The 15,762-nt window shown below is 65.5% G+C and carries 17 protein-coding genes; 12 read left to right on the top strand and 5 right to left on the bottom strand.

Going from position 1 to position 15,762, the window contains the following annotated elements; genetic code table 11:
- Positions 1–87 precede the first annotated feature (87 nt).
- Complete coding sequence (locus AC10V3_RS31910) at positions 88–285, top strand: rubredoxin (RefSeq protein ID WP_022539398.1); 198 nt, start codon at positions 88–90, stop codon at positions 283–285.
- A 61-nt stretch (positions 286–346) separates the two neighbouring features.
- Here the strand turns inward: AC10V3_RS31910 and AC10V3_RS31905 are convergent, their stop codons facing one another.
- On the bottom strand, positions 347–514 hold the full coding sequence (locus AC10V3_RS31905) for a hypothetical protein (protein WP_022539397.1): 168 nt from the start codon (positions 512–514) through the stop codon (positions 347–349).
- Between the two features lie 48 nt (positions 515–562).
- Positions 563–742, bottom strand: coding sequence for a hypothetical protein (locus AC10V3_RS31900; protein WP_022539396.1), 180 nt, complete (start codon positions 740–742; stop codon positions 563–565).
- Positions 743–1,027: 285 nt separating this feature from the next.
- Between AC10V3_RS31900 and AC10V3_RS31895 the strand changes: the two genes are divergently transcribed.
- The 6 genes from AC10V3_RS31895 to AC10V3_RS31870 all read left to right on the top strand — a co-directional run bounded on the left by AC10V3_RS31895 (position 1,028) and on the right by AC10V3_RS31870 (position 6,717).
- A complete protein-coding gene (locus tag AC10V3_RS31895) occupies positions 1,028–1,531 on the top strand; it encodes a hypothetical protein (RefSeq protein WP_022539395.1) in 504 nt (167 codons plus the stop codon).
- 270 nt (positions 1,532–1,801) lie between these two features.
- The gene (locus AC10V3_RS31890; protein WP_022539394.1) at positions 1,802–3,160 is read left to right on the top strand and encodes a cytochrome c oxidase subunit II; all 1,359 of its coding nucleotides are present in this window, start codon (positions 1,802–1,804) and stop codon (positions 3,158–3,160) included.
- Between the two features lie 10 nt (positions 3,161–3,170).
- On the top strand, positions 3,171–4,928 hold the full coding sequence (gene ctaD / locus AC10V3_RS31885; RefSeq protein WP_022539393.1) for a cytochrome c oxidase subunit I: 1,758 nt from the start codon (positions 3,171–3,173) through the stop codon (positions 4,926–4,928).
- Positions 4,925–5,572 (top strand): cytochrome c oxidase subunit 3 family protein, encoded by a 648-nt coding sequence (locus AC10V3_RS31880; protein ID WP_022539392.1) that lies wholly within the window; start codon positions 4,925–4,927, stop codon positions 5,570–5,572. Before ctaD ends, AC10V3_RS31880 begins: the two co-directional genes overlap by 4 nt.
- Before the next feature lie 39 nt (positions 5,573–5,611).
- Positions 5,612–6,319 carry a heme-copper oxidase subunit III family protein gene (locus AC10V3_RS31875; protein WP_022539391.1) on the top strand — a complete coding sequence of 236 codons (708 nt, stop codon included), beginning with the start codon at positions 5,612–5,614 and terminating at the stop codon, positions 6,317–6,319.
- A gap of 8 nt (positions 6,320–6,327) precedes the next feature.
- On the top strand, positions 6,328–6,717 hold the full coding sequence (locus AC10V3_RS31870) for a cytochrome C oxidase subunit IV family protein (protein WP_022539390.1): 390 nt from the start codon (positions 6,328–6,330) through the stop codon (positions 6,715–6,717).
- Positions 6,718–6,781: 64 nt separating this feature from the next.
- On the opposite strand, the gene AC10V3_RS31865 is transcribed toward AC10V3_RS31870, so the two are convergent.
- Complete coding sequence (locus AC10V3_RS31865) at positions 6,782–8,209, bottom strand: NAD-dependent succinate-semialdehyde dehydrogenase (RefSeq protein ID WP_022539389.1); 1,428 nt, start codon at positions 8,207–8,209, stop codon at positions 6,782–6,784.
- Between the two features lie 187 nt (positions 8,210–8,396).
- Positions 8,397–9,179 carry an MHYT domain-containing protein gene (locus AC10V3_RS31860; protein WP_022539388.1) on the bottom strand — a complete coding sequence of 261 codons (783 nt, stop codon included), beginning with the start codon at positions 9,177–9,179 and terminating at the stop codon, positions 8,397–8,399.
- Between the two features lie 347 nt (positions 9,180–9,526).
- On the opposite strand from AC10V3_RS31860, the gene AC10V3_RS31855 reads away from it, so the two are divergent.
- The 3 genes from AC10V3_RS31855 to AC10V3_RS31845 all read left to right on the top strand — a co-directional run bounded on the left by AC10V3_RS31855 (position 9,527) and on the right by AC10V3_RS31845 (position 13,446).
- The gene (locus AC10V3_RS31855; RefSeq protein WP_022539387.1) at positions 9,527–11,017 is read left to right on the top strand and encodes an MATE family efflux transporter; all 1,491 of its coding nucleotides are present in this window, start codon (positions 9,527–9,529) and stop codon (positions 11,015–11,017) included.
- Positions 11,018–11,468: 451 nt separating this feature from the next.
- The gene (locus AC10V3_RS31850; protein ID WP_022539386.1) at positions 11,469–11,930 is read left to right on the top strand and encodes a tripartite tricarboxylate transporter TctB family protein; all 462 of its coding nucleotides are present in this window, start codon (positions 11,469–11,471) and stop codon (positions 11,928–11,930) included.
- A gap of 13 nt (positions 11,931–11,943) precedes the next feature.
- Positions 11,944–13,446, top strand: a complete 1,503-nt coding sequence (locus tag AC10V3_RS31845; RefSeq protein WP_022539385.1) for a tripartite tricarboxylate transporter permease — start codon at positions 11,944–11,946, stop codon at positions 13,444–13,446.
- A gap of 138 nt (positions 13,447–13,584) precedes the next feature.
- On the opposite strand, the gene AC10V3_RS31840 is transcribed toward AC10V3_RS31845, so the two are convergent.
- Positions 13,585–14,019: a hypothetical protein gene (locus AC10V3_RS31840; RefSeq protein ID WP_454752718.1), complete on the bottom strand. Its 435-nt coding sequence runs from the start codon at positions 14,017–14,019 to the stop codon at positions 13,585–13,587.
- On the opposite strand from AC10V3_RS31840, the gene AC10V3_RS31835 reads away from it, so the two are divergent.
- Positions 14,018–15,265, top strand: coding sequence for an ISL3 family transposase (locus tag AC10V3_RS31835; RefSeq protein WP_490923520.1), 1,248 nt, complete (start codon positions 14,018–14,020; stop codon positions 15,263–15,265). The genes AC10V3_RS31840 and AC10V3_RS31835 overlap by 2 nt on opposite strands.
- A 138-nt stretch (positions 15,266–15,403) precedes the next feature.
- A complete protein-coding gene (locus AC10V3_RS31830) occupies positions 15,404–15,733 on the top strand; it encodes a helix-turn-helix transcriptional regulator (RefSeq protein WP_041681840.1) in 330 nt (109 codons plus the stop codon).
- Positions 15,734–15,762: the final 29 nt, after the last annotated feature.

Raw genomic sequence — 15,762 nt, 5'->3', positions numbered from 1 at the left:
GATTTCAACACCTGCTCAAGCCCAGCCGCGAAAACCGGTATGATTCCGCCCGGACAATCCGTTCCATAGCCGATTCAGGAGTGTGTTTTGCAGCAGGAGCAACTGGAAGCCGCCGTCGCCTTCAAGACCTGGGTGTGCGTGATCTGCGGCTGGGTTTACGACGAAGAACAGGGCTGGCCGGAAGACGGCATCGCCCCCGGCACGCGCTGGGAAGATATCCCCGAAGACTGGCGTTGCCCGGAATGCGACGTCGGCAAGGCCGAGTTCGCGATGATCGAGCTGTAACGCGACAGGCGCTTTTGCAGCGCCTGTGGAAGTGGTTGGAAAGGCCTGCCGCAGCGGTGGGCTAGCCGTAATGCCGGCGGGGTGCCTGCCGGCCCAGGCCCATGCGGCGCTTTTGCACAATGCAGCGGCGGTAGCGCATCCGGTACGGATGGCTGCAGCGCCAAATGGCCCGCAAGACGGTCAGGAACAGCAAGGCCGCCATGACGGCGGCAAGCAAGCCGATGGACATGGCGGCCCTCCCTCTGCGGACACTGCCCGGCAGGCTCCCTGACGGAAGTCAGATCAGCATCGGTAATGCCTCCAGCACCAGCACCGCGACCAGCGCACCAATCAGCGCACCCATGGTCCGGCAACTGATGCGCAGGTATTTGGCGGTCACCGGGATCGAACCCATGGCGATCACGCCTACCAGCGCCATCGGAATCAGGAATACAAGATCATGCGCTGTGATGTGCATGGCGGTCTCCTGTCTCTCTCTCTTGTGATTCCAGTATAGGCAGTGTGTGCCCGATACAAGGCGGCGCGCATCGGGATTGTCCCGTAGGGCGCACGCTGCGTGCGGCGGCAGGTATCTGCACCAGCACATCGACCGCGGGGGTGTTGCGCCGCGCACGCATTGCCCACGTTTTTGCCCCCCTGAAGGCCGATGCACAAGCCGCGTGTCCTATGCTGATCAGATACGCGGGGCCGGTTCCCACTCATGTCCATGCAGCCCCGCCATTTGAGAGAGACGGAGGTGGATATGGAACTACACATGCAATCGCACCACTACGTGCGGCGGCAGCCGGACTGGAAAGCGGCAGCGGTTTCCGGGCTGGCGGCCGGGGCCTTGCTGCTGGTGCTGGAACTGTTCTGGTCGTCGATGGTGTCCGGCGTCAACCCGTGGGTCGCCACGCGCATGATCGCGGCGATCGTGATGGGGCCTGACGTGTTGCAGACGGCGCTGTTCAGTGTCGGCACCGTTGCCGCGGCGCTGCTGATCCACTTCGTGCTGGGGGCCGTGCTGGGCATGATCCTGGCTGCCATCATCGCGCCGTTCACGCTCGATTCCAGCCTGGGCATGGCGCTGCTGGCCGGCGCGGTGTTCGGCCTGGTGGTCTATGGCTTCAACTTCTTTGTGATGACGCGGGCCTTCCCGTGGTTCACGGAAGTGCGAGGCTGGCACACCTTCGTCGGGCATCTGATCTTCGGCATGACCGCGGCGGCGTGCTACTGGAAGCTGGAAAGCAAAGACGTATCGCATTGACGGCTTGACCGGATCAGGCGCATCGCGGTTTCGCCGCACGCGCTTGCCACTACACGGGCCCGCGCGCGACGGATGCGGCGGAGGGAACCTGCGTTCCTTCCGCCGCTTTTTCTTGGGCGCGCACTGGTGTCACGGCTGCAGAAACGGCTTGTGCGGCGCCGCATGCGACGCCTGCCGTGTCGCCTTGCAGTGACCTGACGGGATGCACTAGTCTTACTCTACTTGCGTGCCTTACGCATCCCTCGCCGCGTGCGAGGAGGGAGGGTGGATATGGCGTTGGCCATCGCGCTGGTAGTCATGGTCGTCGCTTCGGTGCTCTTTCATTTCCTGAGCCCGTGGTGGGCGACCCCGCTGGCGTCCAACTGGAAGCAGATGGACGACACGCTCACCATTACCCTGGTCATCACCGGGATCTTCTTCGTCGTCATCAACCTGTTCGTCGGCTATATCGTCTGGCGCTACCGGCACGAGGCGCCGCATCCCAACGGCGGCACCGGGCACCGCGCGGCCTACCAGCCTGAAAACAGCAAGCTCGAGCTGTGGCTGATCGCCGGCACCACGCTGGGCGTGATTGCGCTGCTGGCGCCGGGGCTGTTCGTCTACGCGGACTATGTGCGTCCGCCGCGTGAGGCGATGGTGATGGAAGTGGTGGGGCAGCAGTGGCAATGGGCCTTCCGCTTTCCCGGCAAGAGCGGCGTGCTGGGCGCATCGGATCCGCGGTTCGTCACCGGCACCAACCCGCTCGGGCTGGACCCCGACGACCCGCGCGGGCTGGACAATATAGTGATCGTCGGCCCGGAAGTCCACCTGCCGTTGAACCGGCCGGTCAAGGTGCTGCTGCGCTCCAAGGACGTGCTGCACGACTTCTACGTGCCGCCGTTCCGCGCGCGCATGAACATGGTGCCGGGCATGGTCACGTCGTTCTGGTTCACACCGACGCAGCCGGGGCGCTTCGACATCCTGTGCGCGCAGCTTTGCGGCGTGGGGCACTACAACATGCGCGGCACGGTGGTGGTGGAAGAGCCGGCCGCCTATGAGGCCTGGCTGGCGAAGCAGCAGACCTTCGCCATGACACTGGCCAAGGCGGCCGCGCCGCCGGCCGCGCTGGCCGCCGCCGCGCCGGGCGCCGCGGGCGACGCCGGCACCATCGAGAAGGGACGCGCGCTGGCGCAGAGCAAGGGCTGCACCGGCTGTCACAGCATCGACGGCAACCCGGGCGTCGGGCCGACCTGGAAGGGCCTGTACGGCAAGACCGAGACCTTTGCCGACGGCAGCAGCGCCAAGGTCGACGATGCCTTCCTGCACAAGGAGATCGTCGACCCGCACGCGCGGCTGGTGAAGGGCTTCGGCCCGGTGATGCCGAAGCTGCCGATGAGCGAGGACGAGGTCGCGGCGCTGACCGCGTACATCAAGTCTGCCGGCAGTGGTGAGGGTGCGCCAGGCACCGTTGCGCCGGTAGCACCGGAGGCCGTACCCGCTGGCCCCGCCGCCGCGACCAGCGCCGCCACGACCGCCGCCGCCGGCACCGCGGCGCCAGCGCCGACGCCGGGCGCGGCGTCCGGCACCTATACGACTTCGACGGCCGTGGCCGTGCCGCCTTCGGCGGTGGTCGCGCCCGCCACGAAGTGAGGAGACCCGCATGGCTTACGCCGACGATGCCGCCCATCACGCGCCGCAGAGCTTCTGGACCAAGTACGTCTGGAGCCAGGACCACAAGGTGATCGCCGTGCAGTACACGATCGTGGCGATCGTGGTCGGGCTGGTGGGCGTGGCGCTGTCCAACCTGATGCGGATGCAGCTGGGCTTCCCGGGGCGCTTCGAATTCATCGACGCCAACCGCTACTACCAGTTCGTCACCATGCACGGCATGATCATGGTGATCTACCTGCTGACCGCGCTGTTCCTGGGCGGCTTTGGCAACTACCTGATCCCGCTGATGGTGGGGGCGCGGGACATGGTGTTCCCCTTCCTCAACATGCTCAGCTTCTGGGTCTACCTGCTGTCGGTGATCGTGCTGCTGACCAGCTTCTTCGTGCCGGGCGGGCCCACCGGCGCGGGCTGGACACTGTACCCGCCGCAGGCCATCCTGCCCGGCACGCCGGGCTATGAGTGGGGCATCATCCTGATGCTGGTGTCGCTGGCGATCTTTATCGTCGCGGCAACGATGGGCGGCCTGAACTATGTCACCACCGTGCTGCAGGCGCGCACCGAGGGCATGACGCTGCTGCGCATGCCGCTGTCGGTGTGGGGCATCTTCATGGCCACCATTCTGGCGCTGCTGGCCTTCCCGGCGCTGTTCGTCTCCGCGGTGATGATGCTGCTGGACAAGACGCTCGGCACCAGCTTCTTCATGCCGGCGATGGTATCGATGGGGCAGCAGCTGCAGTACAAGGGCGGCAGCCCGCTCCTGTTCCAGCACCTGTTCTGGTTCTTCGGCCATCCCGAGGTGTATATCGTGGCGCTGCCGGCCTTCGGCATCGTCTCGGACCTGGTCAGCGTGCATTCGCGCAAGAGCATCTTCGGCTACCGCACCATGGTGTGGGCGATCCTGGCGATCGGCGTGCTCTCGGTGGTGGTGTGGGCGCACCATATGTTCGTCAGCGGCATGAACCCGTACTTCGGCTTCTTCTTTGCCACCACCACGCTGATCATCGCCATTCCCACCGCGATCAAGGTCTACAACTGGGTCATCACGCTATGGCGCGGGGATATCCATTTCACGGTGCCGATGCTGTTTGCCATCGCCTTTATCAGCACCTTCGTGATCGGCGGGCTGACGGGGCTGTTCCTTGGCAATGTCAGCGTCGATATCCCGCTGTCCAACACGTATTTCGTGGTGGCGCACTTCCATATGGTGATGGGCGTGTCGCCGATCCTGGTGGTGTTTGGCGGCATCTACCACTGGTATCCCAAGGTCAGCGGGCGCATGCTCGACGACACCATGGGCCGCGTGCATTTCTGGATCACCTTCGTCGGCACCTACGCGATCTTCTTCCCGATGCACTACCTCGGCGTGCTGGGCATGCCGCGGCGCTACTACGCCTACGAGAACTACGCCTTTATCCCGGAATCGGCGCACGTGATGAATATGTACATCTCGGTGGCGGCCTTTGTCGTGGCCGCGGCGCAGCTGCTCTTTGTCTTCAACCTGGTCTGGAGCCTGCGCTATGGGCGCAAGGCCGACGGCAACCCGTGGCGGGCCGCCTCGCTGGAATGGCAGACGCCGCAGACGCCGCCGGTGCACGGCAACTGGGGCCCGCACCTGCCGGTGGTGTACCGCTGGGCCTATGCCTACAGCGTGCCGGGCGCGCGCGAGGACTTTATCGCGCAGAACGCACCGCCTGAAGAGGGCGGGTCCGAGCCCGAACCGCATGCCAGCCGCGGAGCCGTCGCATGAATGCCGAAGCCCTCTACAAGGTCAGCCGCGACGACTTCGGCGGCAACCCGTCTGGCGAGAACGCCGCCAACCACCGCCCGCGCGGGCGCGCGCCCGCGAGCATCGGCCTGTGGGTGTTCATGGGCGTGGTCAGCTCGCTGTTCGCGTTGTTCCTGACGGCCTATGCGCTGCGCATGGACAGTCCGGACTGGCACCGCATCGCGCTGCCGTGGCAGGTGTGGCTGTCCACCGTGCTGCTGGCGGCGGGCAGCGTTGCGATGGAAGTGGCGTCGCGCGCCGCGCACAAAGGCAGCATGGCCGCTGCCCGGCTCGCGCTGCGCCTGGGCGGGCTGGGTGCGGCCGGCTTCGTGGTCTCGCAGCTATGGGCATGGCAGGCGCTGGCGGCGATGCAGGTGGTGCCCGCCGGCAATCCCGCAGGCAGCTTCTTCTACCTGCTGACGGCGATGCATGGGCTGCACGTGCTGGGCGGCCTGGGCGGCTGGGCCTTCGCCGTATCGTCGCGCGGCAGCGGCGACGCGACGGTGCTGCGCATGACGCTGTGCGCGCGCTACTGGCACTTCCTGCTGGGAGTATGGGTGGTGTTGCTGGCGGCGCTGGGCTGGCTCACGCCCGAGCTGGTGCGCTACATCTGCGGCACGGCCTAGCGGGCGACGGCAGCACGACGGGCAACAAGGGGGACCGGCATGTCAACGCAACTGTCTTCACCTTCGGCCAGGCCGGCCGTCGCGCCACCGCCGCCGCTGGGCGGCCTGCGCGGCATGCTGGCCGACTGGTCGTCGGACCAGCAGGCCTTCAAGGTGTCGTGGGGCAAGGCCATGATGTGGATCTTCCTGCTGTCCGACACCTTTGTCTTCAGCTGCTTCCTGACCGGCTACATGACGGTGCGGATGTCGACCACGGTGCCATGGCCGAACCCCAGCGAGGTGTTCGCACTGCACGTGGGCGGCGCTGACATCCCGCTGCTGCTGATCGCCATCATGACCTTCGTGCTGATCACCAGCAGCGGCACCATGGCGATGGCGGTCAACTTTGCCTACCGGCGCGAGCGCCGCCAGTGTGCGATGCTGATGCTGGCGACTGCGGTGTTCGGCATGCTGTTCGTCGGGATGCAGGCCTTCGAGTGGACCAAGCTGATCGTCGACGAGGGCGTGCGCCCGTGGACCAACCCGATGGGCGCCGCGCAGTTCGGCTCGACCTTTTTCATGATCACGGGCTTCCACGGCCTGCACGTATCGTGCGGCGTAATCTACCTGCTGGTGGTGGCCACGCGCGTGCTGCGCGGGCGCTATGAGGCCACCGGCAACTACCAGATCGTCGAGATTGCCGGCCTGTACTGGCACTTCGTCGACCTGGTGTGGGTGTTTATCTTTGCGTTGTTCTATCTCTGGTGAGGGCGGCCATGGCTTCCACTTCCGCAACTCCCGCAACTCCCGCACAGCCGGCCCCGCACGAGGCTGGCCACGATGCCGGCCATGCCGCGGCACAACACGGCCAGCAGCATCCCATCGGGCTGTACCTGAAGATCTGGCTGCTGCTGTTCGTGCTGTCGACACTGTCCTACCTGGTCGACTATTTCCATGTCACCGGCTACCTGCGCTGGACGCTGATCCTGGTGTTCATGGCGCTGAAGGCGGGGCTGATCGTGGCGGTGTTCATGCATATGGCATGGGAGCGCATGGCGCTGATCTGCGCCATCCTCGTGCCACCGATGTGCCTGCTGGTGCTGGTCTGGCTGATGGCGGAAGAAGCGAACTATACGTTCCTGACGCGCGGCGCGTTCTTCCGCTGACGGGGAGGCGCCGCCGGCTCCGGGAGGGAGCCGGCGGCACGCCGCCTTGCCTGGATATGGACGGTCAGACCTGGGTGATGAACTTGGTCACCAGGTAGCCGTCGAAGGTCTCCTGGCCGCCTTCGCTGCCGATGCCCGAGTCCTTGATGCCGCCGAACGGCGTCTCGGCCAGCGCCATGCCGAAGTGGTTGATATTGACCATGCCCGCTTCCAGGCCGTTCGACACTTCCGTGGCGGTCTTCAGCGAGTTGGTGAACACATACGACGCCAGGCCGTAGGGCAGGCTGTTGGCGCGGCGCAGCACTTCTGCCGTGTCCTTGAAGCGCGTCACCGGCGCCACCGGGCCGAAGGGCTCGTCGGTCATCAGGCGCGAATCGTCGGGCAGGTCGGTCACCACGGTCGGCGCGAAGAAGTAGCCCTTGTCGCCCAGGCGCGCGCCGCCGGCCACCACCTTGCCGCCGCGCTGGCTGGCGTCGTCCAGGAACTGCTCCATCGACAGCACGCGGCGCTCATGCGCCAGCGGGCCCATCTGCGTGCCGTCTTCCAGGCCATTGCCGACCTTGATCGAGCCGATCACCTCGGTAAAGCGCGCCAGGAACTTGTCATACGCCTTTTCCTGGACGTAGAAGCGCGTCGGCGACACGCATACCTGGCCGGCGTTGCGCAGCTTGAAGCGCGCCAGCATCTCGGCCGCCGGCTCGATATCGGCATCGTCGAACACCAGCACCGGCGAGTGGCCGCCCAGCTCCATGGTCACGCGCTTCATATGCGAGCCGGCCAGTGCCGCCAGCTGCTTGCCCACCGGCACCGAGCCGGTGAACGAGATCTTGCGCACGATCGGCGATTCGATCAGGTAGGTCGAGATCTCGCCCGGCACGCCCCAGACGATGTTCAGCACGCCCGGCGGCAGGCCGGCATCATGGAACAGCTGCGCCAGCGCCACCACCGCGCTGGGCGAATCCTCCGGTCCCTTCAGGATCAGCGTGCAGCCGGCGCCCAGCGCCGACACGATCTTGCGGATGGCCTGGTTGAACGGGAAGTTCCACGGCGTAAAGGCCGCGCACACACCGATCGGCTCGCGCACCACGATCTGGCGCACATTGGGCTGGCGCGGCGGGATCACGCGGCCATAGATGCGGCGGCATTCCTCGGCGTGCCAGTCGGCGTGCTCGGCGCAGATCATCACCTCGCCCACGGCTTCGGCGAGCGGCTTGCCCTGGTCCAGCGTGATATTGCGGCCGATCTCCCTGGCGCGCTCGCGGGTCAGCTCGCCCACGCGGCGCAGGATCCTGGAGCGCTCCAGCGGCGAAGTCTTCTTCCAGCTTTCGAAGGCGCGCTGGGCGGCGCCGAGGGCGCGGTCCAGGTCGGCGCGGGTGGCGTGCGGCAGCTTGCCCAGCACCTCTTGCGTGGCCGGATTGATGACGTCCTGTTCGCGCCTGTCGCCTCCCTTGATGAATTCCCCGTCGATATAGAGCGCGAGATCCTGGTACATGCGTGTTCTCCTGGTGGGCGTTGTGCGTGGCGGCAGCCGCGGCAAAGGGGGCGGGCCCCGGCCGCGGCCGTCAGTGAAACCGCAAGCTTACCCCGACTGCGGCGATCATGCAGTGGGCCAGGTGCCCGGACGGCCCCGGCATCAGAAGGAATGTGCCGCAACGTCCCCGGCGCGGGGGCGGGAGCACTCAGGCGGGATCGCGCCGCTGCGCCGCGGCCTCGGCGCCGGCGCGGGTGGCTTCCACCACCAGGATCACCAGCAGCGTGATCAGCGTCAGGCCGAACACCGCATAGCCGATGCTCTCGCCCTCGATCGCGAACAGGCTCGGCGCATAGGTCGGGCTGGTGCAGACCATGGTGCCCGCCGACATGCCGGTGTAGTGCATGCCGCAGACCGCCACGCCCATCACCACCGCCGCCGCAAACTGCTTGCCGCCGGTCTTGACCGTGGTGGCCAGCCACAGTGCGACCACCGAAACCACCACCGCGATCACGGCGGACAGCGCGATCACGCCCAGGTCCCAGTCAAAGCGCGTATTGGAGCGGATCGCGGCCATGCCGGTGTAGTGCATGGCCACCACGCCCAGCCCGGTCAGCACCCCGCCCCTGACCACGTTGTCGGTGCGGCTGCCGCGCGGGCGCGAGGCGATTGCCAGCCCGGCGCCTGCGAGCACCATCACCACCAGCAGCGAAGCCAGCGTCAGGAACAGGCCGAACTCGCGGTGGGTCGGCGTCTGGTAGGCCACCATGCCGATAAAGTGCATCGACCAGACCGCGCCGCCGCCCAGCGCCACGCTGGCGCACAGCAGGCGGTCCACGTCCAGCCGGCCGTCGGGCAGGCGCACGCGCCGCGACCAGCGCAGGCCCACATAGGCGCCGCAGACAGAGATCAGGAACGACAGGCCCACCATCGGCCAGTCATAGGCGAACGGCACCAGGGCGCCGGGAACAGGCTGGAAACCGACAAACATGACCCCACCTCCTCGTTATGACTGCGCGTTTGGACGGCGTCTCAAGTTCGCTCGCGTAAGCGGGTACGCAGCGTTTGCTGCCGGGGTTGCGGGCGGCCCTCCGCGCGGCGGGTATCCCGTCCGGCAGCGGGCCTGGCGCGCGCTGGCCCCGCGCCGAGTATGCCGCGCGCGGCCAGCGCAGCGGAATAACTCATTCAGGTAGAAAGCGCGCCGTGCGGCAGGGCGGGCGCGCTTGTGGCGCCCCCGACTCAGGGATAGACTGGGCCGATTTCCCGATCCCGCCTCCATCCCTCTCCCCGAAGCGCCCACGCGTCGCGCCGCCGGTGCCGCGCACAGCGCCACGCCCCATGAAGCCAGACGCCAGACTGACCACCGGCCCGATCGGCCGGACCCTGCTGCTGTTCTCGCTGCCGGTGCTCGGCAGCAATATCCTGCAGTCGCTGAACGCCTCGATCAATTCGGTCTGGGTCGGGCGCTTCCTCGGCGAAGCTGCGCTGACGGCGACCTCCAACGCCAACATCATCCTGTTCTTCCTGCTGGGCGTGGTGTTCGGCATCAGCATGGCCAACACCATCATGATCGGCCAGGCGGTGGGCGCGCACGACCTGGACGAGGCGCGCCGCGTGGTCGGCACCAGCACCACTTTCTTCGTCGCGATGTCGGTGCTGGCGTCGGTGCTGGGCTTTATCTACACGCCCGACATCCTGGCCGCCATGAACACGCCGGAAGATGCCGCGCCGCTGGCGGTGACCTACCTGCGCATCATCTTCCTGGCGCTGCCGTTCATGTATTTCTACAACTTCGTGATGATGACGCTGCGCGGCGCGGGGGATTCGCGCACGCCGTTCTGGTTCATGCTGCTGTCGGTGGTGCTGGACGTGGCGCTCAACCCGGTGCTGATCTTCGGCGTGGGGCCGATCCCGCCGCTTGGCATCGGCGGCTCGGCGCTGGCGACGCTGATTGCGCAGCTGGTGAGCCTGGCGGCGATGATGGTGCTGCTGTACCGGCGCCGCCATTTCCTGTTGCTGCATCGCGGGCAGCTCGCGTTGCTGCGGCCGGATCCGGCAATCCTGCGTGCACTGGTGGTGAAGGGGCTGCCGATGGGATTGCAGATGGTGGTGATCTCGTCGTCGGCGATCGTGATGATGGCATTGGTCAATGCCTACGGTTCGCAGACGACTGCGGCTTACGGGGTGGCTTCGCAGTTGTGGACGTACGTCCAGATGCCGGCGCTGGCGGTTGGCGCGAGTGTTTCGTCGATGGTGGCGCAGAACGTCGGCGCGGGGCTGTGGCAACGCGTGTCGCGCATTACGCGCGTCGGGCTGGTGTTCAACGCGGCGATGACCGGCGCGCTGGTGGGGTTGATCTACCTGTTCAACCGGCATTCGCTCGGGCTCTTCCTCGGCACCGACGGCGTGGCCATCGGCATCGCCCAGCATATCAACATGGTGGTGCTGTGGTCGTTCATCCTGTTCGGCTTCACCATCGTCATCTTTGGCACGGTGCGTGCCACCGGCGCGGTGATGGCGCCACTGGTGATCCTGTTCCTGTCGATGTGGGTGATCCGGCTGCCGTTCGCGTGGGCGCTGGGGCCGCGCATCGGCGCGGATGCGATCTGGTGGAGCTTCCCCGTGGGCTCGGTGGTGTCGCTGGTGCTGGCGGTTGGCTACTACCGCTTTGGCAACTGGCGTCGTAGTCATATCCTGCCGGCGGGGGCGCATGTGGGTGAGGCGGTTGGGCAGGCGCCGGATACCAGCATGGGTACGCCGTGCGAAGACGCGGGTCCCGTCGCGGACGAGGCCGAGACCGCAACGCCTGCGGCGCAAGGCGTGCGCTGATGCGGCGTTTTCCAGGCAAAAAAAATATCGCGTCTTGAAAGCCGTTCGAAAGATCGGCGTGTCATCTTGTCACCGCTGGCACTCCCTCCCAGCACACGCGCGTCCTGTCGCCAAGGCTGTGATCGCGCGTCTTTCCGGCCGCGCCTTGCGTTGATGCAAGCGCGCGTGCCGTCTTGTTCGGCACTCTCCTCAGCCGAATTCATCCCCAATTTTCACAAGCGAAAATACATCACAACGTGATGCATTGACACGCGCTCGCCCCGCAGCATTAGCCCTGTTTTTCAGGTGCATCGGTAAATACCCCTAAGCCAAGACAAATGAAAGGCGCCTGAAAGATCGCGTCTCTAAGGTTCGGTTCAACCGTCGGGGAGCATGCCTTGCGCATGTCTCGTTGCGCCAGAGCCAGCGCGCGGCCCGGCACGGAATTTCGTGAACTTTGAGGAGAATCATTTTGCGCATACGCAGCCAAAAGGACTTTGCCTCCGGCCTGATGTTCGTTCTGGTCGGTCTGGGCTTTTCCTGGGTCGCTCGCGGCTATTCCATGGGAACGGCCGCAAAGATGGGACCCGGATATTTCCCCTTCCTGCTGGGACTGGTGCTTGCCGCGCTTGGCGCGGTGGTGCTGTTGTCTTCGCTGTCGTCCAGGGGCGAGGAAGACCATCTCGCACGCTGGGACGTAAAGACGCTGCTGTGGATCCTGGGCTCGGTGGTGCTGTTCGGCCTGCTGCTCAAGCCGCTGGGCGTGGTGCTGTCGGTGTTCGTGCTGGTCATGGTGTCGTCGATGGCGAGCCATGAGTTCAGCTGGAAGGGTGCGCTGCTCAACGCCGTGGTGCTGGTGCTGATCAGCCTGGGCGCCTTCGTCTACGGCATCAACCTGCAGATGCCGGTGTGGCCGGCCTTCATCACCGGTTAAGGAGACGCCGACCATGGAATTGCTTGATCACCTTGCGCTGGGTTTTTCCACGGCGCTGTCGCTGCAGAATCTCGCCTACGCCTTCCTCGGCTGCGTGCTGGGGACGCTGATCGGCGTGCTGCCGGGCCTGGGGCCGCTGGCCACCATCGCCATGCTGCTGCCGATCACCTACACGCTGCCGCCGGTGGCCGCGTTGATCATGCTGGCGGGCATCTACTACGGGGCCCAGTATGGTGGTTCGACCACCGCCATCCTGGTGAACCTGCCCGGCGAATCGTCCTCGGTGGTGACCACCATCGACGGCTACCAGATGGCAAGACGAGGGCGAGCGGGGGTGGCGCTGGCCACCGCCGGCCTGGGCTCATTCTTCGCCGGCTGCGTCGCCACGCTGATCCTGGCCGCGTTCGCCACGCCGCTGTCGGAACTGGCTTTCAAGTTCGGCCCCGCCGAATACTTCTCGCTGATGGTGCTGGGCCTGATCGGCGCCGTGGTGCTGGCCTCGGGCTCGCTGCCCAAGGCGATCGCGATGATCGTGCTGGGCCTGCTGCTGGGCCTGATCGGCACCGACGTGAACTCGGGCGCCGCGCGCTTCTCGTTCGACGTCCCGGAACTGACGGACGGCATCGACTTCGTCGCGCTGGCCATGGGCATGTTCGGCTTTGCCGAAATCATCGCCAACCTGGAGCAGAAGGAAGCGCGCGAGACCTTCACCGACCACGTCACCAACCTGTTCCCGACCAAGGCCGACTTCAAGCGCATGATCCCCGCCGTGCTGCGCGGCACCGCGTTGGGCTCGGCACTGGGCATCCTGCCGGGCGGTGGTGCGTCGCTGGCCTCGTTTGCCGCGTACTCGCTGGAGAAGAAGACCTCCAAGTTCGCGCATGAGTTCGGCAAGGGCGCGATCGAAGGCGTGGCCGGTCCGGAGTCGGCCAACAACGCCGCGGCGCAGACTTCGTTCATCCCGCTGCTGACGCTGGGCATTCCGCCCAACGCGGTGATGGCGCTGATGGTGGGTGCCATGACCATCCACAACATCCAGCCCGGCCCGCAGGTGATGACCAGCAACCCGGCGCTGTTCTGGGGCCTGATCGCCTCGATGTGGATCGGCAACCTGATGCTGATCATCCTGAACCTGCCGATGATCGGCATCTGGGTGAAGCTGCTGACCGTGCCGTACCGCTTCCTGTACCCGGCGATCCTGGTGTTCTGCGGCATCGGCGTGTACTCGGTCAACAACCAGACCTTCGACGTGTTCATGGCCGCCGGCTTCGGCGTGATCGGCTACCTGTTCCTGAAGCTCAAGTGCGAGCCGGCGCCGTTGCTGCTGGGCTTCGTGCTGGGGCCGATGATGGAAGAGAACTTCCGCCGCTCGCTGCTGCTGTCGCGTGGCGACTTCACCGTGTTCGTGACGCGCCCGCTGTCGGTCGGCCTGCTGATCGCAGCCGCGGCGCTGGTGGCGGTGGTGGCCCTGCCGTCGATCAAGGCCAAGCGCGAAGAAGCGTTCCAGGAAGAATAGCGCCGCACGCGCCCCGGGGCTGCGCCGTCCTGACTTCCAGTCAGGGCGGCGCATACAACGCAAGCATTCGGGGTGCCTTCGTGCACCCCTCTTTTTTTCGGGCTCGTCAGCGGAATCTGTGGGTGAATCGAGGCGCGGTCAGGCGTTCGGCGACCGATTCAGATAGTGGTAGAGCTTTCGGCAGGTTGCATCAAACGAATTTTGCTCGGACTCGGAGATACGTGGCCAGATGAGGGGGCCGCCGTCCTCCTCGATGAGGTTGTGCAAGAGGGTCACCACGGGCATGGCAAGCGCGTCGGGATCCTCGTAGCGTCGCCGGATCATTTCGCCGCCGAGCATCCAGAGGTGATCGCGGTGGCGAAGAAGTGTCTTGCGTGCGTATCCCAGGGTCAGCAGATGCTCGAGGAAAGGCGTGAATATGGCCACGATTGCTTGTCCGGGCGGGATATCCCTGTCTTCGACGCGCCACGATGCAGGCCATTCCTGCAGGTCGGGCACATATCGCACCAGTGTGTCTGGATCCTGCGCGACAATAGCCGGTTTGCCCTTGCCGCTCGCGGCCTTGCTAGCCATGTTGCTGACCCGCCTGCTCAATGCCTGCCATCATGTTCCCGGTTTTGTTTATGAAGGTGCGCGGCTGTGCGAGCTCACCCAGTCCATCGAAATCGACGTACGTCCGCGCAAGGGCTCAAAGGCGATCTGCTCATGCTGTAGTCGGCCCGCCCGGGGCTACGACACGCTCGCACAGCGCAGGTTCGAGTTTATCCCGGTGTGGGGCTTTGCGGTGTTTCTGCTCTATGCCATGCGCCGCGTCGACTGCCGCGATTGCGGCGTGAAGGTTGAAGAGGTGCCGTGGGCCAGCGGCAAGCACACGTTGACGAAGGCATACATGCTGTTCCTGGCGCAATGGGCTCGCAAGCTGTCCTGGAAAGAAACGGCACGAAGCTTCCGGACCAGCTGGGAGAAGGTCTTCAATGCAGTGGAATGGGTGGTGCAGTGGGGACTGGCCCATCGTGAGCTGGGCACGATCCGCGCCTTTGGGGTCGACGAGATCCAGTATGGCCGTGGACACCAGTACCTCACGCTGGTCTACCAGATCGAGGCCGGCTGCACGCGGCTGCTCTGGGTCGGGCAGGAGCGCACGAAGGAAAGCTTCGCACGATTCTTCGCCATGATCGGCGAACGGCTATGCGAAAGCGTCGAGTTTGTCTGCTCCGACATGTGGCAGCCCTACCTCGACATGGTTGCAAAGCACTGCCCCAACGCACTGAACATCCTCGACCGTTTCCACATCGTGGCGAAGATGAACAAGGCGATCGACGAGGTCCGTGCTGACGAAGCCCGCCGCATGACCCGCGACGGCTATGAACCGGTGCTCAAGAAGACCCGCTGGTGCCTGCTCAAGCGGCAGGAAAACCTCACCGGCAAACAGCGGCTGCGCCTGCGTGAGCTGTTGCAGTACAACCTGCGTACCGTGCGCGCCTGGCTGCTCAAGGAGGAATTCCAGCAGCTCTGGGAATACGTCTCGCCGGTCTGGGCCGAAAGATTCCTTGATCAGTGGTGCACCCGGGTCATGCGCTCACGCATCGAGCCGATGAAGAAGTTCGCCCGTACCGTGCGCGTGCACCGGCAACTGATCCTCAACTACTTCCGCGCACGCGGGCAGTTCTCCAGCGGCATCGTTGAGGGCTTGAACAACAAGGCCAAAGTCACCATGCGAAAAGCCTATGGTTTCAAGACCTTCAAAGCGACGGAAATCGCGCTATATCATGCACTTGGCAAACTCCCTGAGCCGCCGACAACCCACACTTTTTACTGACGAACCTTTTTTCGCGGGCCGCACGCGCTGCAGCGCAGGCTGCGCCCGCACGACAAGAGAGTGCCCGACTGCGGCAGCAGTCATGGGCTGCGCATGATGATCAGGATTCCCGCACCATCGGGTGCGCCGACAGCGCCCATGAAACCGCCTACCATTGACCGGTTTTTTTCCCGCGTCTACGTTCTCAAGCTCGTCCAGTCAAGCCCGTCCACGGTCCTGAACCTGGTTGACCGCCTGCGCGAGCGCGGCATCGACAAGAACATCCGCTCGCTGCGGCCGGTGCTGCGCAGCCTGATGATGGCGCGTGCCATCACCGCCGAACTGGTCGAAGGCAGCGGCCGTGTCTACTGCATTACCGAACGCGGGCGCGCCGAGCTGGAGCAGTACATAGCGCATCTCGCCGTGCTGAAGGCGGACCTGGTGCCGGGCGACGGCGACGACGCCCATCAAGGCTGCGCTACCACATAGAAAAAAGGCCGACCTTCTCGGATCGGCCT

Source organism: Cupriavidus sp. PB-02, from assembly GCF_058252315.1.
Note: the sequence above shows the minus strand (reverse complement) of the source record. Positions and strands in the feature narration are given on the sequence as shown.